The sequence below is a fragment of the Vibrio breoganii genome, assembly GCF_024346795.1.
Taxonomy (GTDB): domain Bacteria; phylum Pseudomonadota; class Gammaproteobacteria; order Enterobacterales; family Vibrionaceae; genus Vibrio; species Vibrio breoganii.
In genome coordinates this window covers 1,645,565-1,669,071 of record NZ_AP024864.1, presented here as the reverse complement: position 1 = coordinate 1,669,071, position 23,507 = coordinate 1,645,565, and the positions used below count along the sequence as shown (strand labels likewise).

Genomic DNA, 23,507 nt, shown 5'->3' with positions numbered 1-23,507 from the left:
TAAACACTAGGTCGTAGTGAATGCCTAAAACGCCACTGTCTTTGTTGCTTACCTCATCTGTTTCAATGCGTATGTTCCTTCCTTATTTGGAGCGCAGTAAGTTGCCGTGGAGACAGAAAGCAAAAGAAGAGGGGCTCCCCCTAGAGTATCCTCATCCTGATGAGTGGCTTCCGTTGAAAAACTATGCTTGGTTTTTGAAAAAGATAGCTGCGCTCGCCTCTGAAAACATGCCTATCGAAGTAGGGCGTGAGACTGCAATTGAATTCAAGAGACTTGAGCATGGTTACATCAAGCCTGACGATGATCTCAAGCAAGCCTTAGAGTCGATGGTGGTGAATTCGCACTCTTTCAGTCGGCAAACTACCTATTGGGTAGAAAAACTCAATCAGCATTGGTGTTTATGTAACAAAGGGGAGTTACATCCATCATTTCCCGGTAATGAGGTTATTGAGTGGTTTCGGCTCTCTTTTTTGATTCATTTATGCCGGTATTGGTTGGGATCCGACTGGGAACCCAGTCATGTTCACATTATGACTGGCGAGAAATTGGGTGGTAAATATGAGCCTTATCTTTTTAAGAACACAGTGGTTATTTACGATCAACCCTTTGTGAAAATCGAGCTACCGTTTATGGATGCGTTTGAGCCACTAGCCTCAGTTCCCCTCAAATCTAGAGATATTCAAGAGATAAAGTTGCTCGCTGACAGTTATTGTCATCTCCCTACCTTTACCCTAGATTGGTTAGCCTCCTTGTTTGGCGTAACTAACAAGACGCTCTATCGCTACTTCAAAAACCATGACACCAATTTTGCTCAAATAAGAAATGAGGCTGTGTTGAACAAAACCTACACATTGCTTACAGCATCTGATGATACCGTCAGCGACATTGCATATCGGATGGGCTACAACGATGTATCGAACTTCAATCGTGCGATTAAACGCTTAACGGGCAAGACACCTGCGCAAATTAGGCAAACAATAACTGCAAAGTGATTTCCGCTTTCTGTTGTTATTTGAACGGCTATCACCCTCAATTTCTTTCTTGGATTTAAGCTTTTTATCAATGTCTTAAGTTAGTAATCCCATTTTTTTAGTGTTTTAAAGCCCTTGTGAGATTTCATTACTATCCACGTTAATAAATGTCCGAAAATGACCTTTTGTATGTCCGAAAGTGACCTTCATCGACAACTGTGCAACCTCTAAGATATTGCACATGGATGAAGCGAGAACTCAGCTGTGAGCCTCAAATGGCGCAGTGATTCCTGCAATTAACAAGATGGATTTTGCCAATACACTCTTAGAGAACTGTGTAATGACAATGAAAATGAAATCCTTTGTGGCATTTGCCTCTATCGCTTGTGCGTTTAACGTGAATGCTGAAGAAAAGCAACCTGACCCTTCTGATCTAACGGAAACCAATACCTCTGCTTATGTTTCGATCAACAACAAAGGTAACTTTAAGGGCTCAATCTCAGGTGATATGACCTTTGATAACGGCCAAAAGGGCATGTTCACCCTTGAAGCCGCGATGGACAATACCGGTGACTACACTGATAGTCGCTTCCAGTATTTTCATGTATTCGATACGGCGAACTCAATCGTTCCTAAGGCCGCCGCCTCTCTTGATGTAATCGACAACAGTTTATTCACTTCTGTGTCAGCAGGAGCAACACTTGCGATCAATTCAGGCGTGAAAGGACTGAACATTTTCCCAAGAGTTGGCTTGTTAGCCGGTCAATATTCAGACGAAACATTATCTACGTTTGGCATAAGCGATGACAGCGCAATCGGTGGTTCTGCAGCGCTGTATGTATTTTATACCGCAGGTGATGATGGCACCTATTTCGGTCTATATCCTGAGTACAACTACCTTGGCGGTGATGTAGATATGTCTATCCTCACAACCAATTTCCTAATGTCGACGCCATTTAATGCCGATAGAACTCGTTGGGGCCAAATCAAGATCGTCAACACCGATACCAGTATTAAGGGGCAACACCAGAACTTTAAAAACAACGACACCGTTGTCTGGGCTAACTACAAGTTTTACTTCTAATTTTTGCCTTATCAGTCTATTCGATAGCCACTTATCACAAGGTATATGAAATGAACATCAAATTTAAACTACGAAATACAGCTTTATTTGTCACTTCAACTTTCGCATCTGGCATGGCCAGTGCAGAGTCTCCTCTGGATAAAGCGCTTTCTGAACCAGGTGCAAAACCCGTCATATCGGTCACTCAGGTAAAAGAAGGTTTTGACAAGAAATTTATTGATGAAGCGAACGCTGCCTTTGGTAACTTCCATATGCAAATGGGCGGTGACCATGCACTTTACTACGCCATCAATATGACTAAGTACATACCAGCAGAGCTAGCGATGCCACATGGTGAAGTGAGCGTACTAAAACGTAATATTAATGAATCTATTAATGATTTGACGTTCACAATGGGGGACGGCACCGAATCCGCTTCTTTAAAAGACTACATCCACGATGAGAAAACCCGTGCACAAGGCATTATGATCTTGAAAGGCGGTGAAGTGGTGTATGAAGAGTATCCTGGCATGAACCCTTACGATACTCACTTATGGGCATCGGTCGCTAAGACAACCGTTGGTACCATACTCACTATGCTCGAAGCTGAAGGTAAAGTGGATATGAGCAAACCAATCACTGAATACGTGCCAGAATTAAAAGGCACTAAGTGGGATGATGTCATCATGCTAGATGCAATGAACATGGCATCAGGTCTCGACATCAGTGAAAATGCGGCCAACACGCTGAACCCTCGCTCAGTTTTCCAACGTATGCTTTCTGCTGATTTTCATGTGACTAACGCTGATGGCGTTAAAGAAGACGAGATGAAAGTACTACGCGATGTCGTACCACTTGAAGGTGAGCCATCTGGTGAAGTCGCACGCTACAGCTCTACAGTTACCAAAGTACTTGGCGTTGCCATTGAGAACATCACTCAACAACCATTTACTCAAGTATTTGAAGATCGTATTTGGTCTAAGATCGGTGCTCGTGCTTCAGCGCAAGTGAATCTATCACCTGCCGGCCACGCGATATCCTATGGTCTGATTAACACCCGTCTAGATGATTTGGCGCGTTATGCTCTTCTATTTACGCCAAGCTGGGACAAAGTGTCGAAAGAGCAAGTTGTGTCTAACGAAGTGCTAGAGACCATGCAGAAAGGGGGAAATCACAAAGCCTACCTAGCCGGTGACTTTACTGACCACTCTTGGGTGAAAGCGTCACATGGTCAAGACATGCCAATCTACAACTCTCACCAGTGGGATGCGGTTTGGGAAGACGGTGCGTTATTGAAGCACGGTAACTTGTACCAAACTATCTATGTTGACCCTGCTCGTGATGTAGTTGGTGTAGCGTTCTCTACCTCTCCGGTTTACCTCACACCTGACTTAATTCCTGGTTACTTGCGCCAAGCGGCGAAGCAACTTTCTGACAAGTAAGTCATAGCTCCCCATAGAGGTAGCCCTTTATTGGGGAGTACTTGTTACAACCAGAACCCTTTTCAAGTGGACTTTTACGCAGTAATCACAATGACAATATATAAATTTTCTTCTTTGCCAAAAACCATGTTGAGGCCACTCTCACTTGTCACTGTCGCATTAACATTTGGCGCGTCAGGGGCAGCCGCTTCTACCGAGTTAGAGTTTTCGGGCAAGATTGTAGGCGCCGTTATCGCTGATAGTGACGTGTCTGGCCAGGGTGCTAATAATGTCCCCAATGGTTTGTACGGTGCGAATGATGAGTCGAATATCGCCATCGATACGACACTTACTCGCTTGAACCTAGGTACCTTTACTCCTCTTGAGGGAGATGAATCTTTACGTTCATTTGTGTCCATTGATTTTAATGGTAGCAATAACGGCAAAATGGATCTGCGCTTTCGAGAGGCTTATGTCAATTGGAACCTTGCAGGCGGTGCTCTGCTGGTGGGTCAAACATGGTCAACCTTAATGGATCTTAACCGATTTCCAGATACTGTGCTCGAGCCGACGTTAAGCGGTGTTGTCTTCACCCGTCAGCCTATGGTGCGTTGGTCACAACGCTTTGGTACTTTTCGTTATGATCTTGCTCTAGAAAGTGGCACCAACGCCCATGTAACACCGGATAACTCCGAAACGGATCTCGACAACGCAAGTGACATACCAGACTTTATCGCTGCAATACAAACGGATACCGATCAGTATTGGTTCCGTGCCGCGGGTTTGGTCTCTCACATCAAAACTAAAAACAAAGTCGACAATAAAACCTACTCAGACAACGGCTGGGCGGTTCACCTGTCTGGTGGTATCAAGTTTAATGAAAAAGACCACTTTCAGATTGCTTATTTTAATAGCCGTGGCAATGACCGCTATGTGCTAGGTGTGAGTCAAACAGGACCTGTGTTTAATGAACAAACGGGAGAGTTTCATTTACGCGAGTCCCAATCTCTGTGGACTGCAGTAGGTCACTCCTGGACGGAAAATCTGAAATCCACGATAGGCTATGGCATATGGCAGGCGGACGAATTTTCGTGGCAAAAGGATACCTTTACTGAGACCCAATTCGCTCTTGCAAACCTCAAGTGGAACGTAAGACCAAGCCTTACTCTTGGTATTGAGTACAACTACACCTCCTATGAGCGTTCTGAGTCGGACGAGAGAGACAATCATCGCGTCATCTTCGCCGCTGACTACGCCTTTTAATTTTTTACTCCAGAGAATCTAGCACCAGTGGTAGCCATTAATTGGCTGCGCTCATTGGTGTGTATTCAATAACATTTGTGAGAAAGACTATGTATAACTTTAAATTTAATAAAATTTCATCGGTGCTAGCACTATTTACCTCTTTGGGAGCTGGTGTCGCTACAGCGGTTGAGACTAATTTGAAAGGGCCAACTTTAGCGGAGAAAACTGACTTAAGCACGGCTATTTCCTTGACGGATATGCAGCATGTTAGCAACTTTTTCAACCAAGCTGAGAACAAGGTAAAGATTCAGTTCCCTTCTGCAGAAACGGAATTTGCTTGGGTGAATATGTCTAAGTTTTACCATACGGTACAAGTGCCTCGCAGTGGTCAGGTTTCTATGCTGCCATATGCGATCAACTCAAGTATCGACAGCGTAAAATACCTGAACAACAAAGATGGCAAGCAAATCACGGTTGATCAGCACTTTGACACCAAGCCGATTGATGCCATGGTTGTTGTACAAGATGGACAAATTGTTTTTGAACGCTACAAAACGATGCGCCCAGAAGACAAGCACTTATGGATGTCGGTATCTAAAGTGACAGGCTCTACCATGCTGGCGTTCTTAGAGCAAGAAGGCAAAGTGGATGTGAGCAAGCCAGTGACTACCTACTTAACGGAACTAAAAGGTTCAGTGTGGGATACAGTTGCAGTAGAAGAAGTGCTGGATATGGCAACAGGCTTAAATGGCACAGAGCATGATGAGGCAACACCAGATTCTCGTACCAACCCAGACCAAATTTGGTTTCGTTGGGCGGCAACAGGTGCTGTAGGCGTATTACCTGATGTTCGTGAGCGTAACGAAGGCTGGGTTGATGTACTGCGATCTATGGAGCGTAAAACTCCAGGTCACGAGAAATTTGAATACAACTCAATCAATACCTTTGTGATTAATCGTATCGTTGAGCGCGTTGCCCAAAAACCACTGTACCAACAGTTTGCTGACCGTATTTGGAGCAAACTAGGTATGGAGCACGATGCCTATTACATGGTAAGTCCGTCGGGTAGCACACTTGGCTTTATGGGCGTGAACTCTACCGTACGTGACTTAGCGCGTTTTGGTATGGCGTTTACACCAAGCTCAGAAAAGATTGCCGGTGAGAAAGTCATTCCTGATTCAATCTTAGAAAAAATCAATGATCGTAGTTACGTTGAGCAATACGACAAAGGTTATCTAGGTAAAAAACTCACCACCAATTTTGCTGATGACGCAGGAAACATTGCTAACCGCTACCAATGGGATGCAGTCACCTCTGAAGGGGACATATACAAAGCCGGTGTTGGTGGTCAAGGTATCTATATCTCACCATCGACAGATACTGTTGTTGCTTGGTTTGCAACCGGTGACGGAAACAACCAAGAAGAATCCATGGCTCGCGCAATTGTACAATCGCTAAAAGAAAAGTAGAGCGGAACTAATTCTTAGAACTGAGCTCTTAGGCCGTGTTCATCTATGAATGAGCGCGGCTTTGATCACTCTAGTCATGATTGCTAAACTTTAAGGGCTTTACATTTGGAGCTACGCAAGGAACAATCCCCTCCAATAAAGAGAACTATAGCGCGTAACACTGGAAGACTATGAGTAGTACCAATACCAAAAAATCTAATCCTCTATTCGAGATACTGTTTAACGTATTTATCCCGTCGTTCATCTTAATGAAGTTTAGTGGGGACGAGCATCTAGGCACTGTGCTGTCGCTTGTTGTGGCTTTGTCGTTCCCGGTGGCTTACGGTGGCCTAGAACTTATCCGCAATAAGAAGTTTAATTTCATTGCAGCACTTGGCTTTGTGAGTGTTCTTTTAACGGGTGGTATTGGCTTACTTGAGTTAGACACTCGCTGGTTAGCAATGAAAGAGGCGCTAATTCCTGGCCTTATTGGTATCGCGGTATTGGTTTCGACCTTCACCCGTCATCCATTGATGCAAAAGCTGATATTCAATAAAACCGTGTTGAATTTGTCTCTGATTGAAGAGCGCTTAAAAGAGAGTGGCAATGAAAAGGCGTTTGATCGCTGCTTGATGAACTCTAACTACTTGTTTGCAAGTACCTTCGCGTTCTCATCGGTGATGAATTATGCGCTGGCGACTTACATTGTTACTAGCCCTGCAGGTACAGCAGCGTTTAATGAAGAGCTTGGCAAAATGACCTTGTATAGCTACCCAGTGATTGCCATCCCTAGCATGTTGATGATGCTGGGTATCTTCTACTATGTTTGGCGTCAAATCCGTAGCATGACCTCGCTAGAGACAGAGCAGATTTTTCATCAAGCCAAGTAAACTAGCCTCAAGTCATTCATGATATTAAACGCACTGCAGATCCTGTGGTGCGTTTTTTGTTTTCGCGTGTATCAAATATCTCTTCATATCAACATCTCTACAACACCCTTCTTTTAGCTCTCTTTGAGAGCACTCTTTCCTTGTTGTCTCCTTATTCGTCACTTCTCAACTATCTTATTGATAATAAACCAGTCACATTGATAAAGAGCGGACCCAAAGTCTTTGTCTATCATCATTAATGCATTGTGAATTCGTAATGTTTATTAACATCTGAACGCTTTATAAACACATTGTGATTTAATTAGGAAAAAGCTTTAAAAACAGGTTTTTAAAGTAGATTTAACATCTTGAAACATCTATCTTTAAAGGTATTGACGCTCAATAAGGAAATACTATGCGTATCAATTGGTTTTTGATGTTTTGTGCATCTCTCATCTTGGTGGGGTGTGGAGAAAAGCAAAGTGCCGTTTCAGAGCCTGAATCTCGCCCAGCGAAACTTCTCACTGTGTCTGTTGGAGACAAAAGTTTTGAACGTGTGTTCCCTGCCTCTTCTGCAGCAGGCGACCGTGCAGTACTTGCTTTCAGAGTTCCTGGAGAACTCATCGAATTACCTGCTACGGCTGGATTGCCCGTTAAAAAGGGCGATGTATTAGCGGTATTGGATGACAAAGAGTACAAATTACTACGCTCCCAAGCGAAGGCAAATTTTAACTTGGCTCAAGTGCAATTTGATCGAATGAAGAAACTGATTAAGGACAAAGTGGTTTCAGAGCAAGAATATGATCAGGCGAGGGCGCTTCATAAGTCAGCCAGAGCAGATTACGATCAAGCGCTAGCCAATTACAGTTATACCAAACTTACCGCTCCGTTCGATGGCACTGTTTCACTGATTAACATAGATAATTTTGAGTATGTAGCCGCCAAACAGGGTGTAATGAATATCCAGTCTAATGATTTACTCAAGGTTATTTTTCCATTACCGGATTCTATGCTCAATCGTTTTCGAGGATACGACGTCATAGAGTCCTTCATGGTGTTTGATTCCTTTCCTGAACAACAATTTCCTTTAACCTTTCAAGAGATAGATACGGAATCGGACAACTCCACGGGCAGTTACAAGGTCACAATGATCATGGAGCGTCCTAGCGACCTTGGCATACTACCGGGTATGTCCGGGAATATTCGCGTTATGTTACCGCGTCAAAAACCGACAAAGCTTCCGGAAACTTCATTGTTTCCTTGTGGCAGCGACCAATGTGTATGGAAAGTCACAGAAGACTTTATGGTTGAACAAGTGGCTATCTCTCTTAGTAGCGAAGGGGAAGTTGTTTCAGGCTTGGTTGACGGCGATCAAATCGTTATTTCTGGAGTAAGAGAGCTTGAATCAGGGATGAAGATCAGAGAGTGGATTAAGGAGCGAGGCTTATGAGTTTAGCAATGAAGTGGCTCTCGAAAGGATCACTAGTATTGGGATTATCTGTGGCATTGGCAGGTTGTGAAAGGCCCGTCGTAGAGCCAACAACCCATATTTCAAAAGTGGAAATTCTTCAGTTAGGTGAACCGGAAGTGACGGATCGCATTTATTTCCCCGCAGTAGCACAAGCGGCACTACGCTCTCATCTAAGTTTTAGAGTGCAGGGAGAAATCACACAACTGCCAGTTAAAGAGGGTGATAGGGTCAAGAAAGGTGATGTCATTGCCCAACTAGACACACGAGACTTTCAAATTGCAGTGGACAACACAAGGGCAAGCTATGCCGCTATAAACAGCCAGTATAAACGTTCTGGTCCTTTGGTTAAAAAAGGGTTATTAGCACAGTCACAATATGATGAACTAGCAGCGCAGCGCAATATTGCCCTGGTTGATTTGCAGTTGGCGAAATTATATTTGGAATTTACGACCCTTAAAGCACCGGCCGATGGCATTATTTCTCGTGTCAATGTTGACCGTTTTGAAAATATTCAAGTAGGTCAACAGATAGTCAATATTCACAGTACGGATGCGGTTGAAGTCTTGATTCAGATACCGGATCGTTTGTTTGTCCATCAGCCTACACAGAGAGATTTACGTAAGGTTACTGCCAAGGTAAAGGTTGAAAGTGGCAATATCTACGAAGCGACCATTAAAGAATTTACCACCGAACCGGATCCTGCAACCGGCACTTACAACGTGACATTAACTATGCCAATGCCTGAGAAAGAAATTATTCTCGATGGTATGGCACTAGAAGTCACAGCAAGAAGCAGTGAGGCTGGATTGAACGTTAGCGTGGGCTCTTATGTGCCATTCAAGGCAGTGGTCAATATGGACGGAGACCTTCTGGACCGGACAGAAACCTATATTTGGGTTCTAGAAGGAAATAAAGTGCGCAAGCAGTTGGTGGAGCTCGGAAAACTTCAAAATAGAACCGTGCAAATTGTTAGTGGCTTGCAAGGGGCGGAAAAGATCGTAGTGAAAGGGATGTCTCAACTGCGTGATGGAGCGGAAGTGGAAGTAATTAAGAAGGAGGCTGTTCAATGAGCCAGGATAATCTCGAGCAGCAAGACGACGAAAGCACCAAAGGAATCGCAGCCTATTTCATAAAGAACAAAGTGATCAGTTGGATGATCTCTTTGATCTTTTTTATTGGCGGCGCTGCGTCATTTTTTGAGTTAGGACGACTTGAAGACCCCGCTTTCACCATCAAAGACGCCATGGTCGTCACTAGCTACCCTGGGGCAACTCCTCAAGAGGTTGAAGAGGAGGTGACTTACCCGATAGAAAAAGCCATTCAACAGCTAAGTTATGTGGATGAGGTTAATTCAATTTCAAGCCGAGGTTTATCTCAGATCACTGTGACCATGAAAAATAGCTATGGCCCTGATGATCTTCCTCAAATCTGGGATGAGCTGCGTCGTAAGGTGACCGACTTAGATGGCACTTTGCCTCCCGGAGTCAATACTCCCGCGGTTATAGATGACTTTGGCGATGTGTTTGGGGTGTTGCTCGCTGTTACAGGCGAAGGCTACTCATATAAAGAACTTCTTGATTACGTCGATTACCTGCGCCGTGAGCTTGAATTGGTTGAAGGCATAAGTAAAGTTGCTGTGTCGGGCGATCAACAAGAGCAAGTGTTTATCGAGATGTCGATGAAGCGACTTAACACCTTAGGTATAGCTCCAGAAGCTGTGGCAAATCTCCTCAATACTCAAAACATAGTGACTCCTGCAGGTGCAGTACGAATGGGTGATGAGTACGTCCGAATTCACCCAACCGGCGAATTTCAGGATGTAGATCAACTTGGCGACCTTATCATTACTGATGTTGCTCAGGGGAGTTCTAGCCAGATCTATTTGCGTGATGTAGCGGAGATCAAGCGTGGCTATATTGATGTCCCGAGTAACTTAATCAATTTTAATGGTAATTTTGCCCTAAACATGGGTATTTCTTTCAATGCGGGTGTAAACGTAGTGAAAGTCGGAGCACTGCTCGATAGACGTTTAGCGGAGCTAAAATACCAACAGCCTGTTGGCATCAATATTTCTGAAATCTACAGCCAACCTAAAGAAGTGGATAAATCGGTAAGCGGCTTCGTGGTCAGTCTTGGTCAAGCGGTCGGCATCGTTATCGTGGTACTACTCTTCTTTATGGGGCTACGTTCAGGTTTATTGATTGGACTGATTTTGTTGGTCACCGTATTAGGCACTTTCGTGTTTATGAAATACTTTGCCATCGACCTACAGCGTATATCTCTGGGGGCTCTGGTTATTGCACTGGGGATGCTGGTGGATAATGCCATTGTGGTGGTTGAAGGTATATTGGTGGGGACGCAGCGGGGTCGGACTCGCTTGCAAGCAGCAACCGACATAGTGACACAAACCAAATGGCCATTGCTGGGTGCAACAGTCATTGCGGTAACCGCATTTGCGCCAATAGGCTTATCAGAAGACTCCACGGGTGAATATTGTCGTACTCTGTTTTCGGTATTGCTTATCTCGCTAATGCTGTCTTGGTTCACGGCAATATCGTTAACGCCTTTCTTTGCTGAGCTTTTCTTTAAAGGACAGAAGTTTAATCAAGATGCAGGCGATGATCCGTACAACGGAATTGTTTTTGTCATGTACAAGAAATTCCTCGAGTTTTGTATGCGTAACGCATGGATAACGGTCGCAACATTAGTGGTCGCGCTAGGCGTGAGCATCTATGGGTTTACCTTCATTAAGCAAGCCTTCTTCCCATCCTCTACCACACCTATGTTTTTGTCGGACATCTGGCTACCTGAAGGCACGGATATACGTGTGACCAACACCAAGATGAAAGCCATTGAAAACTGGTTGATCGAGCAAGAAGGCGTTGAAAGTGTAACGACTACCGCAGGTAAGGGGTTGGAACGCTTTATGCTGACCTACACTCCAGAGAAAAGCTATGCTGCCTATGGCGAGATAGTGACACGTGTAGAAAGCTACGAAGTCTTGCATGATGTGATGAGAAAATACCGGGAGCATGTCGCCAGTACCTACCCTGAAATAGACTACAAGTTGAAGCAAATCGAGTTAGGTCCAGGTGGCGGTGCCAAGATTGAAGCTCGAATCATAGGTTCGGATCCAACAATATTGCGAACGGTTGCGGGGCAAGTGGTGGATATTCTCAATGCCGATCCTGGTACTACAGGTGTTCGCCACGATTGGCGAGAGCGTACCAAAGTGATTGAGCCTCAGTTTAATGAGAGTCAGGCTCGTCGTTACGGGATCAGTAAAAACGATATGGACCAATTTCTGCAAATGTCGTTCTCTGGTTTGACGGTAGGGGTATATCGAGATGGCACTACATTAATGCCTATAGTGACCCGTTTGACTGAAGCAGAGCGAGTCGATTTTAGAAACATTGAGGGGATGAAAATTTGGAGCCCAGTGCTCAGTGATTACATTCCTTTGCAGCAGATCACTTTAGGTAATGAAGTGCGTTGGGAAGATCCGTTGATTGTTCGTAAGAACAGAAAACGTATGCTAACCGTGTTTGCTGACCCCGATATATTGGGTGAAGAAACAGCGGCGACTTTGCAGGCGCGTATTCAATCCAAGGTTGAAGCTATTGAACTTCCACCAGGCTACAGCTTGGAGTGGGGGGGCGAATATGAGTCTTCAAATGACGCAAAAGGGTCGTTGTTCTCAAGCATGCCAATGGGCTACCTGTTCATGTTCTTGATCACTGTGTTCTTGTTTAACTCAGTGAAAGAGCCGTTGATTGTCTGGCTGACAGTACCTTTGGCCTTGATTGGTGTAACGACCGGATTGTTGTTGTTGAATACGCCATTTGGCTTTATGGCGCTGTTAGGCTTCTTGAGCTTGTCAGGGATGCTATTGAAAAACGGTATCGTACTGATTGATCAGATTGAACTTGAGATTCGATCAGGCAAAGAAGCCTATGCCGCGGTAGTTGAGGCGGCACTGAGCCGTGTTAGACCTGTATGTATGGCAGCAATCACGACCATTTTAGGTATGATTCCGCTTCTTCCTGATATCTTCTTTAAACCAATGGCAGTAACTATCATGTTCGGTTTGGGCTTTGCGACAGTACTCACCCTAATTGTGGTGCCTGTGTTGTACAAAATGTTCCACAGAATAGAAATAAAACAGGCATAAACTAAGCGCTAATATGTGGCTTTGAAATTGCCGGACTCATTAAAGACTACACATTTGTGTAGTCTTTTTTTATGCGCAGAGTATGGAAAAAGTGAGTCGCTCTATAGGCTTCATTGGTCATTCATGGATGAAAAAGGTGAACCTAGCTCAACTAAGTGGTCATGTTTTAAAAACGGGTAAAGCCTATCCTTGATTGAAAGATGAGACGCAATGCATATGCGTTTTCGGGTCTAATAGATTGAGGTGGATAAAATGAAGAAATTGGCAGCAGTACTTGTTATCGCATCAGTAATATTGACAGGGTGCCAAGGTGGTTCAGATAGTCATGAAGTACAAAAATCAATACAAACCGGTGAGAAAGCGAAAGTGTCTCTACCGTCAGTTAACGAGCTTAACGTTCAAAGTACCAATGAGAATAAACAAAAATCACCTCCATTACCCTCAACTTCTAGTCCTACTCTTATCACACATAATTCTGCCGAGAGTAAAAAGTCATTTGATACAGTGGCCCATGTACATAGCCCAAAAGAATCAAAGCAACCGACGAGTGAAGAAACAACATGGTTAGAAGATCCTGATAATCAAAAGACTATAGAGGTCTTTCAAGATGGGGGTTTTACGGAAGAGCAGGTGTATGACTTATGCAAAACATACCTAACTTCTGATGCCACATTCACTTGTACATCTAGTATAGATAAGGACGGTAATGATTCGGCTAATTTCAAGTTCTATTATCGAACTCCATATAAAGTAAACGCTAAAGTAAATGCAGATAACTTTGATGGTCGTACGGAATTTACGTACACGCCCATTGAACAAAAGTTAGTTATTTTAAAGGCTCGTCAATTTGATAGTACGCAAGATTCAGCAAATGATCAGTTGAATAACATCAATAAGCTAGTATTTAAAGATGTTGAAACTCCTAAGGTAGAAGTTGAGCGTGACGTGGATAACGCTACCATCACCGCTCAAGCCACGCTTTATATGGACGATGAAATCACTAAGTCATTGAGAGATGATTACATAAATTCTCAGGAGGACTCCAACCTATTGAGCAAGCTCAGTTTCTATAAGAAAAGTAAGCCTGTTATGGCCTTAACTGAAAATATGGACAAGGGCAATGCGGACGATGTCCCTGTGATGAACTCTTGTTTACACAAAATTCTCGAAGTAGCAGGAAGATAATAGATAATGCATTGAACTGACTTATGTAATCAAGTGTTAGTTTATAACTCATTGAGTTAATTATACTTTCAATGAAATAATGCATATTTAGAATGGCATGTCGTTAAGTGTTATCACAAGGATATGTCATGCATTCGTTCAAAAAGGCTGTTGTTCTATTCAGCATTCCTTTCTCTTTAGCTTCTTTTCATTCATACGCTCATAGTGATGCTCGCGGTATTGCTATGGCGGGTACAGGCGTTGCTGCCGCTAATTTTGTCAGTGCGAGTTTTTACAATCCAGCGTTAGCTGCATCGGGCGAGTCTAAGCATAGCTTTGGTATGATTTTGCCCGCGGTGACGGCAGGTGTTCATGATGGACAAGGTATGCTCGATAAACTTGATGTCTACTTTGATGCAGAAGATGACTGGGTTGATAATCCAACCAGCAGTGAAGCACAGGAAGCGTGGAAAGCGGCACTGAGAGATCTCTCTAATGGTGATGTAACGGCGAACGCTTCAGCGGGTATGGTATTTGCGGTTCCAAACAGCTTCATCAACACCAATTTCTTTGTGGCTACCCACGCAACGGCATTGGCAACAATGGATATTGATGACAACGATTTTGATAATATCAGCCCTGATGATGAGGTGCGATCGACAGTTACTGGTTTAATTGGTGGTACGCTAGATATAGGCTTCACGTTTGCTCAAAACTATGAAGTGTACGATAGAAACTTGAGCGTTGGCTTTTCTCCTAAAGTCCAACAAATCTATACCACCTATTTCCAAGAAAGACTTAACGAAGATGAGTTAGATGATGCTGACTTCTTTGATGATCTTGAAGAGAAAACAACCTTTAACCTAGATATTGGCGCAAGTTATGAGGTCATTGATCACCTCAACGTGGCGTTTGTCGCTAAAAACATCCTTTCACACAGTTTAGAAACTAACGTGCAGATGGGACAAACAGCCACCTACGTGGTTGAACCGGAATACAAGCTGGGTAGTGCATACTCTAAAGATTGGTATACATTAACAGCCGATATTGATTTGAACTCGACTCGTTATTTCGAGGAGCAAAGCTATAAAACGCAGTTTACTCGAGTTGGTGGTGAGGTCGATCTTTGGAAGTGGGCTCAGTTTAGAGCGGGTTATATGCATAGCATGACCGATTACGCTGAAAATATGGTTACGGCAGGTTTCGGGTTTAGACCCTACGGTGTGTTTGGCTTTGATCTCGCCGCTCAATATGGTGATGATGACAACTATGTGGTTTCGGCTCAACTAACCATGATCATCTAGCGTTTACTTCACTTTAACACCGTACTTTTCTATCAATTGATGATGGGTTTGCTATTCTGACTATCACGTTGTAAAGATAGAAGGGTGCGGTGTGCACCGAAAGGGATAATGATGAAGCGATGCAACTGGCTTGATGTTAGCAAACCAGATTATGTGGAATATCATGACAAAGAATGGGGTGTACCGGTTCATGATGACAAGGTGTTTTTTGAGTTCTTAATCCTTGAATCAGCCCAAGCTGGTCTGAGTTGGTACACCATTCTAAAGCGTCGAGAAGGCTATCGTAATGCCTTTGCCAATTTTGATCCTGTTGTTGTCTCGAAATTCGATGCGGACAAAGTAGAGGCATTGATGCAAGATGCGTCAATTATCCGCAATCGAGCCAAGATTGAAGCGGCAATCAATAATGCTCAACGGTTTTTACAGATCCAATCTGAGTACGGCAGCTTTGATTCTTTCATCTGGTCCTATGTTGATAATGAGCCGGTAAATAACAGAGCTAAAGGCGACTTTCCTGTGGCAACGACTGAGCTCTCTGATCGCCTTGCCAAAGATCTTAAAAAACTTGGCTTTAAATTCCTAGGCAGCACAACCCTGTATGCATTCCTGCAAGCGACAGGAATAGTAAACGATCACGACCTAGATTGTGTTTGTAGGGAGAATAAAGCCTCACTGTGAGTGCTCGGCATTTTTTATTGTCTTGAGTCAGTGGTCACCAGGGTAGAAAAGGTATGCTTATTTCAGTGCCGCCAAGATAACCTCAGCCTTACTTACCTCAAAGCTCTTTGGTGGCTCATCATTAATAAGGCCCACCAAGAAGCCTTCGGGGTCAGCCGTGTAGTAGTTTTCAGCATCATGTAGCCCCGGGTTCCAGCCTTCTAGCATCGCCCATTCAACCGCTGTATCAATCTCATCTCGGCTCATTGTTCGGATCTGAAAATCGTTATTGCTCATCCCTCTCTCCATGAATCACTTTGTACTCCCTCATTTACCCTGAAAGACAGAAGTTATGAGTATAGATGCGAGATTACAAAGGTGGATCCAGAATTAAAAGCAACAGACCCTAGATGGGTAGTTGGTAATTTTAGTTGAAGTATCTCAAAAAATTGAAAAGCTGTTGAAGTGTTTGATTACTTTATTGTTGAGGATCAATTCACGCTAATTATATGTTTTTAATATGAAAACAAATAATTAATATAGGAAACTGTATATGTTCTATGTCCATATGTTGCTCTTACTCAGCATAATATTTGTAGGTATTCGGTTTGGTGGTATTGCGTTTGGCTTATTAGGCGGGCTAGGGGTATCGATACTAGCGTTTGTGTTCGGCATAGCTCCGGGCAACCCTCCCATTAGTGTCATGCTGATAATATTAGCTGTGGTTGCGGCGTCGGCAACACTAGAAGCCACTGGAGGGCTGAATCTCCTTGTTAATTATGCAGAAAGATTGCTAAGGAAACATCCATCTAAGATTGTATTCCTTGGCCCTTTATGCACCTATACATTGACCGTTCTGGTAGGTACGGGGCACTCTGTTTATCCGCTATTACCCGTTATTTATGACGTAAGTATTAAGAAAAATATTCGACCAGAGCGACCAATGGCGATGGCAACGGTTGCTTCGCAGATGGGTATTACGGCTTCGCCTATTGCCGCTGCTGCCGCTGTGATTATGGCTACAGCAGCAACAAATAACCTAGATATCTCTTTATCTAGCGTTTTGATGGTAACCATTCCGGCTACGTTTACAGGGGTTATCATTGGGTGTCTATGGTCATTGCGTCGCGGTAAAGAACTCGCCGTTGATCCAGAATTCCAAGAGCAGATGAAGAATGAGGATTTCAAAGCGCAGCTGATCAATGAAGAAATGGCAACGGCGGATAATCAGAAATTTTCCAAGCAGAGTAAAATCGGGCTTTCTATCTTCTTGGGCGGTATAGCGACTGTAGTCTTCATTGCTATGTTTGGTAAGGATATTGGTTTACTGCCGGAAGGGGTGAAAACCTCAGTGGCATTGCAGTTCTTGATGCTAAGCGTAGGTGCACTTATCCTGCTTGCAACTAAGGTTGATCCAAAGAAAGTTGTGAAAACGAACGTATTCACCGCGGGTATGAGCGCCATCATTATCATCTTTGGTATCGCTTGGATGAGTGACACCATCATAGCCGCCAACAAGCCTTATATTATTAGCTTGGTAGAGGATGTCGTAAGAGCGCAGCCTTGGACATTCGCGATTGCTATGTTTGCTTCTTCAATCTTTTTGAAGTCTCAAGCCGCTGTACTGACCATAATGCTACCGCTTGGTTTTATGCTAGGCATTCCTGCTGAGGTCTTGATCGGTACGCTACCTGCTTGTTACGCCTATTTCTTCTTCCCATTCTATCCATCTGATTTGGCTGCGATTCAGTTTGATAGGGCCGGAACTACCAAGATCGGAAAGTATGTGCTCAACCACTCCTTTATGATCCCAGGCTTTATTGGTGTAGTGTCAGCAACCTTGATCGGTTATTCAATCTCTATAGGTATCTTGCCTATTTGGGGCTGGGCCATTGCGATCGTCGCTATAATCACTGCCATTAATCTACATATGAATAGGCAACCAGAAGTGGCTTCAATATAATTTTTGTTATTAAAAACTTGGTTGCCGGCGAGAGCGCTTAGCTCTGTGTCAGTAAAAAAGAAAGCCACTGCTGAAGCAGTGGCTTCTGAGTCTATTTCCTTAGCTGCTCATACCACAACAATCATTCCTGCAAGCGACAGGACTAGTAAACGATCACGACCTAGATTGTATCTGTAGAAGCCAACAAGGTTAATAGAAGCGCATTATTTCAGCCCCAAGCGCTTCATCAAGCGGTGTAAATTACCAGGGTTAAGTCCCAACTGTTTTGCTGTGGCGCTGAGTTTTTTGTCATTGTTTAAGAAAGCCGATTGTATAAGCTGCATTTGAAACTGCTCCGTCGCCTCTTTTAAGTCCAAGTCTTGCCACTGTTCGATAGATTGCTGCGTGCTGGGTGATTCTAGAGAAGGGGCTTTGTTCGTATTTGGCATATCGCTATGCGCAAACTGAAAATGGCTTGGTTTTAATACAAGGTGCGGGGCGTTGCTTTGTGCTTTGGCAATAACACTTGCTCGATTTATGGCATGCTCAAGCTCACGTACATTGCCTTCCCATGGGTTGTTTTGCAGTAAGGTGAGCACTTCTGCATCCAGTGTGATGCTAGATACATTTAGCTTATGCTGGCACTGCTGGGCAAAAAATCCGGCTAATAAAATGACGTCTTTATCTCGTTCTCGAAGTGGTGGAACAAATAAAGGAAATACGCTTAGCCTATGGTAGAGATCGGAACGAAAATGCCCCTTTTTAACCTCTTCGTGCATCACTCTGTTTGTGGCAGCAATAATGCGAACATCCACCTTGATGTTACTGTCATCGCCCACTCGCTGTATGTCGCCATATTGCAGCGCCCGCAACAGCTTTGCCTGTAGGGCCAGTGAAAGTTCGCCCACCTCATCAAGAAACAGTGTGCCGTGGTTGGCCAATTCAAACTTACCTTTACGGTCGCTAATAGCGCCGGTGAAAGCGCCCTTGATATGCCCAAAAAGCTCACTCTCTGCGACTGACTCGGGCAGGGCAGCGCAGTTAAGGTACACAAAGGCTTTATCTTTTCGGTCAGACTGAGAGTAGATTGCGTGTGCGACGAGCTCTTTACCCACTCCGGTCTCCCCCATGATCAATACGGATAGCTCGGTATGGGCGACAGCTGAAATATGAGACTTAAGCTCTGTGATACCTTGAGATTGGCCGATAAAATCCAATTGATTGTAATTAGTGCGCTTATTGTTTGAAGTGCTGGATACGCCAACATTCTTCTCAAGCTTTGCCACCAACAAGGCAGTATGCAAGCTATTGGCCGCTAGGGCACTGATCAGCCGAAAATCGTCATCGGCAAAACCATCAAATAGAGTTGGATCAAAGGCATCAATAGTCACGGCACCAATGAGGCGATCTTCTTGAAATAAAGGAAGGCCAATGCAAGAGTGAACCTCTAGTTTTTGTTCATGGTTGGGGATGAGCGCATCATAGGGGTCGGGCAGATCGCTGTCAGAAGGAAAACGCACAATATCTCCCGCTCTGGCGATGGCCTCAAGACGAGGGTGTTGTTCTATGTTAAAGCGTCGTCCTAGCACATCTTCACTAAGGCCATTGATGGCAAGAGGAATGAAGTTTTGATGCTGAAATAGCAGGAGTGCCGCCGCGTCGCAGTGAAGCATGTTTCGAATAGTGGTCAGCAGCCGTTGAAAGCGGTCTTGCTCGGATATCCCAGAGGTAATGTCCCGAGCTACCTGTATCCACTCGCCCTTATACTTCTTCATAAACTACTCACAATCCAATCATACTTTTGTCAGTGTAACAAAGCTTTGTCATAAAGACATGAAATATGACATTGTCGTAATGATAATATTAAGGGGTTACTCTGCTATAACGAACTGAATTATAATAAAATACTGCTATTGGCATACCCATTGCATTTAATTGAACTAGATTAAATGTAATGGAAAATAAAGAGGTTGAGCGATATGACTCCACACGTTGGGTTTGTTTGTGGTTTGGTGAGTTCTAGGGTTGATTGGACAGACATTTTATTCTCTATAAGAGTAAAGGTGTCGGGTATTTCGTTTATCGCAGGTCAGTTTACTAAGTTGGGTTTGTACAACTCTGAGGGTAACTTTCTGCGCAAGGCCTATTCAATAGTGAACTCCCCAGAGGATTACAACGCAACGGGTGAGTTGGAGTTTTTGATCATTTCCGATCCAGATGGCGCTTTGTCTCCCAACTTACATACCTTGCATCCAAATGACGAAGTCATGGTGGGCGAGCAGTGCGCTGGATTTATGACCTTAGAAGAAATCCCAGACCACGCAACCGAACTGTGGATGATGGGAACGGGAACCGGTATCGGCCCTTACCTATCCATTCTGCAATCAGAGGCCTTCCCTGAGCACTATACCGATATTATTTTGGTGCATGCGGTGCGCTTTAAACAAGATCTCGTGTATAGCGATTTGATTCAGGCGTTTCAGGAAAAGTTTGGTAACAGGTTTCAATATGTTCCTATTGTGTCTAGAGAAGAGGTGCCGGGGAGTCTCTCTGGCCGAGTGCCGAAACTGATAGAAAAAAGGGTGCTCGAGTCTCACACTGGTGTGCGCCTAGATATGGAGAAAACATTTGTTTATCTATGTGGCAATCCAGCTATGGTGCGCGAGAGCGGGCTGACTTTGACGCAAAGGGGTTATCACAAGCACCTAAGACGAAAGCCTGGCCATTATAGCTCAGAGAACTATTGGTAAAAGTTATTCCCAAACGTCTTACGCCATGAACGCAGTAATCCTGAGGTGATTCAGCATGCTGCGTTTTTTATTATACGGACGCCCATCTTCTCCCCTTATCTTTATGACAAATTTGTCTTTTTGATTATGAATCGACGTTGTCATATTCACAACGTCAATGATTGCAATTGTGCTACTTCCTTTTAAAACAATGAGTTAAAAAGTTGGCACGCTTAATGCTATGCAAGAGGTAATTCTTATTTGCACAAGCAGTAAAGGCAATACAATGACGATTCATGTAAAAAACAATATTCACTGGGTAGGACAACGCGACTGGGAAGTTCAAGACTTCCATGGTACTGAATTTAAAATGACCAAAGGTACAAGCTACAACAGCTACCTTATCCGTGAAGAAAAAACGGTGCTTATTGATACCGTGGATCATAGATTTAGCCACCAGTTCTTACAAAATCTAGAAATGGAAATCGACCTTAAAACTATCGATTACATTGTCGTAAACCACGCCGAAGAAGATCATTCAGGCGCTTTGGCCGCGCTGCTTGAGCGTATTCCAAACACGCCTATTTATTGCACTGAAGCTGCCATTGACTCAATTGTTGGCCACCACCACCATCCCGAATGGAACTTTAAGACGGTTAAAACTGGTGACAGCTTGGATATCGGTAACGGCAAACAATTGGTGTTTGTTGAAGCGCCAATGCTCCATTGGCCAGATAGCATGATGACGTACTTAACCGGAGACGCAGTGCTGTTCAGTAATGATGCCTTTGGTCAGCACTATTGTGATGAACACTTGTTTAACGACGAGGTTGACCAGACGGAACTGATGGATCAGTGTCTTCGTTATTACTCAAATATTCTGACACCATTTAGCAACCTGGTAACGGCAAAAATCAAAGAGGTTCTGAGCTTCAACTTACCTGTCGATATGATTGCGACTTCTCACGGTATTGTATGGCGCGACAACCCAGCGCAAATCATTGAGAAGTATTTGGAGTGGGCTGACGATTATCAAGAAGACCGCATCACTATCTTCTATGACTCTATGTCCAACAACACTCGAATGATGGCAGATGCCATTGCTCAAGGTATTCACGATGTTGATCCTGCCGTCGCGGTTAAAGTATTCAATGTATCGCGTCAGGATAAGAATGAGATCCTTGCGAATGTGTTCCGCTCTAAAGGTGTGCTCGTAGGCTCTTCTACTATGAACAATGTCATGATGCCTAAAGTGGCAGGCATGCTAGAGGAAATCACAGGCCTTCGCTTTAAACAGAAAAAAGCCGGTGCCTTTGGCAGCTACGGCTGGAATGGCGGCGCAGTTGACCGAATTCATTCTCGCTTAACCGATGCTGGTTTTGAAACGGTTGCCGGCTTAAAAACAAAATGGCGTCCTGATGGCAAGGCGATGAGAATTTGCCGAGCTCACGGCCAGCAGATAGCCAAGCAATGGGCACTGCATGAATTGAATGTACAACCGATGCAAATAGTCGAAGCTGAGCAGGCTCCGGTACTGTCGGTTGCAGTTGCAGAGCCGCAAAAGTCACAAACTCACGGTAAGGGCTGTGAATGCATGACCTGTACAGTGTGTAATTGGGTATACGACCCTGAAATAGGCGAACCGAATCAAGGCGTTGAACCAGGCACTGTGTGGAATGACGTTCCAGATTACTTCCTGTGTCCAGAATGTAACTTGGGTAAAGATGTCTTCGCAGTACATACACGCTGTGAGGTAGCGTAATGAACCCAGTCACCATTATTGGTAGCGGCTTTGCCGCCTACCAACTGGTCAAGAGCTTACGCAGACTGGACCAGCAGTTACCCATTCGCATCATTACCGCTGACAAAGGCCATGATTACAATAAGCCCGATCTCAGTCATGTAGTCTCAAGGCAGCAAACCTCACAACAGCTGATATCTACTGCCTCAGACGTATTTGCTTGCGAGCACAATATCGAGCTGTGTGCAGAGCATTGGGTAGAAGAAATCAGTTCAGAGCAGAACGCGGTGTTTGCCAACGGCAAGCGCTTTGACTATTCGAACCTTGTTTTGGCAACGGGTGCTACGCCTTTCATGCCGCCTATAGAGGGTTTGAAAGAGAGCGAGCCCATTACTCTCAACAGTCTCCAAGAGTTCGATACATTCAGTGAGCGTCTTACTAAGGCAAACTCGATATTGGTCATTGGTGGTGGTTTGATTGGTGTAGAGATCAGTATGGATCTTGCATTAGCTAACAAGCAGGTGACACTCGTTGAGGCAGGAGAGCGCCTTATGGCAAATCAGTTGCCTGAGTTAGTCGCACTGAAACTAGAGCAATCTATGCGAAAGCTGGACATTGATGCCCGCTCTAGTGAAACGGTAATAAAGGTCAGTCAATCTGCAAACGGCTATCATGCAATGCTTGGCAATGGTCAGCAATTGAGTGTGGATGAGGTGTTGGTTTGCGCGGGGCTATCACCTAGCATTGCCTTAGCAAAGCAGACTGGCCTTGCTACCAATCGCGGCATATGTGTTGATGAATTGATGCAGACGTCAGAGAAAAACATCTATGCCTTAGGTGATTGTGCCGAGTTTGGTGGGCAAGTGAGAGCTTATCTTCAACCCACTGTCGTGAGCGCTTCGGCCTTGGCTAAGACCTTATTGGGAGAGCCTACATCTGTTGTGCTGCCCAACATGATGATAAAGGTCAAAACACCCAAGTATCCAATTCAGATCGCAGGCGTTACTTCTGATAATCACGTTAGCCGTTGGAATTTAGACATTCAAGCCAATGGGATAGTCGCTAAGGCCTACAACGATCAAGAGGCGATGATTGGTTTCGTTGCAACACAGGACAAAACTAAACAAGCCTTTCCTCTACTAAGGGAGTTGTCCGCCTAAGGTTTAGGAAATCAAAGCGCCTGCATGTAGGTTATGCAGGCGTTTCAGTTACTAGTAATCGCGTAAAAGCGAGTTAGTAAATTCAGCTAATTGGGCTAGTAATTGTACGAGCAGGCAGCGTGAAGTTCATTGAGTACTATTAATCCATCAA

General features: G+C 44.2%; 18 protein-coding genes. 16 read left to right on the top strand and 2 right to left on the bottom strand.

The window, feature by feature from the left end; all coding sequences use genetic code 11:
• Positions 1-20: 20 nt before the first annotated feature.
• The 12 genes from OCU35_RS07825 to OCU35_RS07770 all read left to right on the top strand — a co-directional run bounded on the left by OCU35_RS07825 (position 21) and on the right by OCU35_RS07770 (position 15,805).
• The gene (locus OCU35_RS07825; RefSeq protein WP_261825125.1) at positions 21-992 is read left to right on the top strand and encodes a helix-turn-helix domain-containing protein; all 972 of its coding nucleotides are present in this window, start codon (positions 21-23) and stop codon (positions 990-992) included.
• A gap of 319 nt (positions 993-1,311) precedes the next feature.
• Entirely contained in the window at positions 1,312-2,055 is a 744-nt protein-coding gene (locus OCU35_RS07820; RefSeq protein WP_261825124.1) for a hypothetical protein, read from the top strand.
• A 50-nt stretch (positions 2,056-2,105) separates the two neighbouring features.
• Positions 2,106-3,476, top strand: a complete 1,371-nt coding sequence (locus tag OCU35_RS07815) for a serine hydrolase domain-containing protein (RefSeq protein ID WP_261825123.1) — start codon at positions 2,106-2,108, stop codon at positions 3,474-3,476.
• Between the two features lie 90 nt (positions 3,477-3,566).
• Positions 3,567-4,718 (top strand): porin, encoded by a 1,152-nt coding sequence (locus OCU35_RS07810; protein ID WP_261825122.1) that lies wholly within the window; start codon positions 3,567-3,569, stop codon positions 4,716-4,718.
• Positions 4,719-4,807: 89 nt separating this feature from the next.
• Positions 4,808-6,169 carry a serine hydrolase domain-containing protein gene (locus OCU35_RS07805; RefSeq protein ID WP_261825121.1) on the top strand — a complete coding sequence of 454 codons (1,362 nt, stop codon included), beginning with the start codon at positions 4,808-4,810 and terminating at the stop codon, positions 6,167-6,169.
• A gap of 170 nt (positions 6,170-6,339) precedes the next feature.
• Positions 6,340-7,038 carry a VC0807 family protein gene (locus OCU35_RS07800; protein WP_017030817.1) on the top strand — a complete coding sequence of 233 codons (699 nt, stop codon included), beginning with the start codon at positions 6,340-6,342 and terminating at the stop codon, positions 7,036-7,038.
• 394 nt (positions 7,039-7,432) lie between these two features.
• Entirely contained in the window at positions 7,433-8,467 is a 1,035-nt protein-coding gene (locus OCU35_RS07795) for an efflux RND transporter periplasmic adaptor subunit (RefSeq protein ID WP_261825120.1), read from the top strand.
• Positions 8,464-9,558, top strand: a complete 1,095-nt coding sequence (locus OCU35_RS07790; RefSeq protein WP_261825119.1) for an efflux RND transporter periplasmic adaptor subunit — start codon at positions 8,464-8,466, stop codon at positions 9,556-9,558. The genes OCU35_RS07795 and OCU35_RS07790 overlap by 4 nt, the downstream gene beginning before the upstream one ends.
• Complete coding sequence (locus OCU35_RS07785) at positions 9,555-12,659, top strand: efflux RND transporter permease subunit (protein ID WP_261825118.1); 3,105 nt, start codon at positions 9,555-9,557, stop codon at positions 12,657-12,659. Before OCU35_RS07790 ends, OCU35_RS07785 begins: the two co-directional genes overlap by 4 nt.
• A gap of 252 nt (positions 12,660-12,911) precedes the next feature.
• The gene (locus OCU35_RS07780) at positions 12,912-13,844 is read left to right on the top strand and encodes a hypothetical protein (protein ID WP_261825117.1); all 933 of its coding nucleotides are present in this window, start codon (positions 12,912-12,914) and stop codon (positions 13,842-13,844) included.
• 128 nt (positions 13,845-13,972) lie between these two features.
• Positions 13,973-15,127 carry a conjugal transfer protein TraF gene (gene traF, locus OCU35_RS07775; RefSeq protein WP_261825116.1) on the top strand — a complete coding sequence of 385 codons (1,155 nt, stop codon included), beginning with the start codon at positions 13,973-13,975 and terminating at the stop codon, positions 15,125-15,127.
• A 111-nt stretch (positions 15,128-15,238) separates the two neighbouring features.
• Positions 15,239-15,805, top strand: a complete 567-nt coding sequence (locus OCU35_RS07770; protein WP_102359961.1) for a DNA-3-methyladenine glycosylase I — start codon at positions 15,239-15,241, stop codon at positions 15,803-15,805.
• A 57-nt stretch (positions 15,806-15,862) separates the two neighbouring features.
• On the opposite strand, the gene OCU35_RS07765 is transcribed toward OCU35_RS07770, so the two are convergent.
• Positions 15,863-16,081: a hypothetical protein gene (locus tag OCU35_RS07765; protein ID WP_065209752.1), complete on the bottom strand. Its 219-nt coding sequence runs from the start codon at positions 16,079-16,081 to the stop codon at positions 15,863-15,865.
• 256 nt (positions 16,082-16,337) lie between these two features.
• Here OCU35_RS07765 and OCU35_RS07760 point away from each other — a divergent pair, with 256 nt between their 5' ends.
• The gene (locus tag OCU35_RS07760) at positions 16,338-17,747 is read left to right on the top strand and encodes an anaerobic C4-dicarboxylate transporter (protein ID WP_102359852.1); all 1,410 of its coding nucleotides are present in this window, start codon (positions 16,338-16,340) and stop codon (positions 17,745-17,747) included.
• A 203-nt stretch (positions 17,748-17,950) separates the two neighbouring features.
• Here OCU35_RS07760 and norR read toward each other — a convergent pair whose 3' ends face one another.
• Positions 17,951-19,501 (bottom strand): nitric oxide reductase transcriptional regulator NorR, encoded by a 1,551-nt coding sequence (gene norR, locus OCU35_RS07755; RefSeq protein ID WP_065209754.1) that lies wholly within the window; start codon positions 19,499-19,501, stop codon positions 17,951-17,953.
• A 204-nt stretch (positions 19,502-19,705) separates the two neighbouring features.
• On the opposite strand from norR, the gene OCU35_RS07750 reads away from it, so the two are divergent.
• The 3 genes from OCU35_RS07750 (at position 19,706) to norW (ending at position 23,356) form a co-directional block, all read left to right on the top strand.
• Positions 19,706-20,476 carry a ferredoxin--NADP reductase gene (locus OCU35_RS07750; protein ID WP_102359854.1) on the top strand — a complete coding sequence of 257 codons (771 nt, stop codon included), beginning with the start codon at positions 19,706-19,708 and terminating at the stop codon, positions 20,474-20,476.
• A gap of 265 nt (positions 20,477-20,741) precedes the next feature.
• Positions 20,742-22,217, top strand: a complete 1,476-nt coding sequence (gene norV, locus OCU35_RS07745; RefSeq protein ID WP_261825115.1) for an anaerobic nitric oxide reductase flavorubredoxin — start codon at positions 20,742-20,744, stop codon at positions 22,215-22,217.
• On the top strand, positions 22,217-23,356 hold the full coding sequence (gene norW / locus OCU35_RS07740; RefSeq protein WP_261825114.1) for an NADH:flavorubredoxin reductase NorW: 1,140 nt from the start codon (positions 22,217-22,219) through the stop codon (positions 23,354-23,356). The genes norV and norW overlap by 1 nt, the downstream gene beginning before the upstream one ends.
• Positions 23,357-23,507 lie beyond the last annotated feature (151 nt).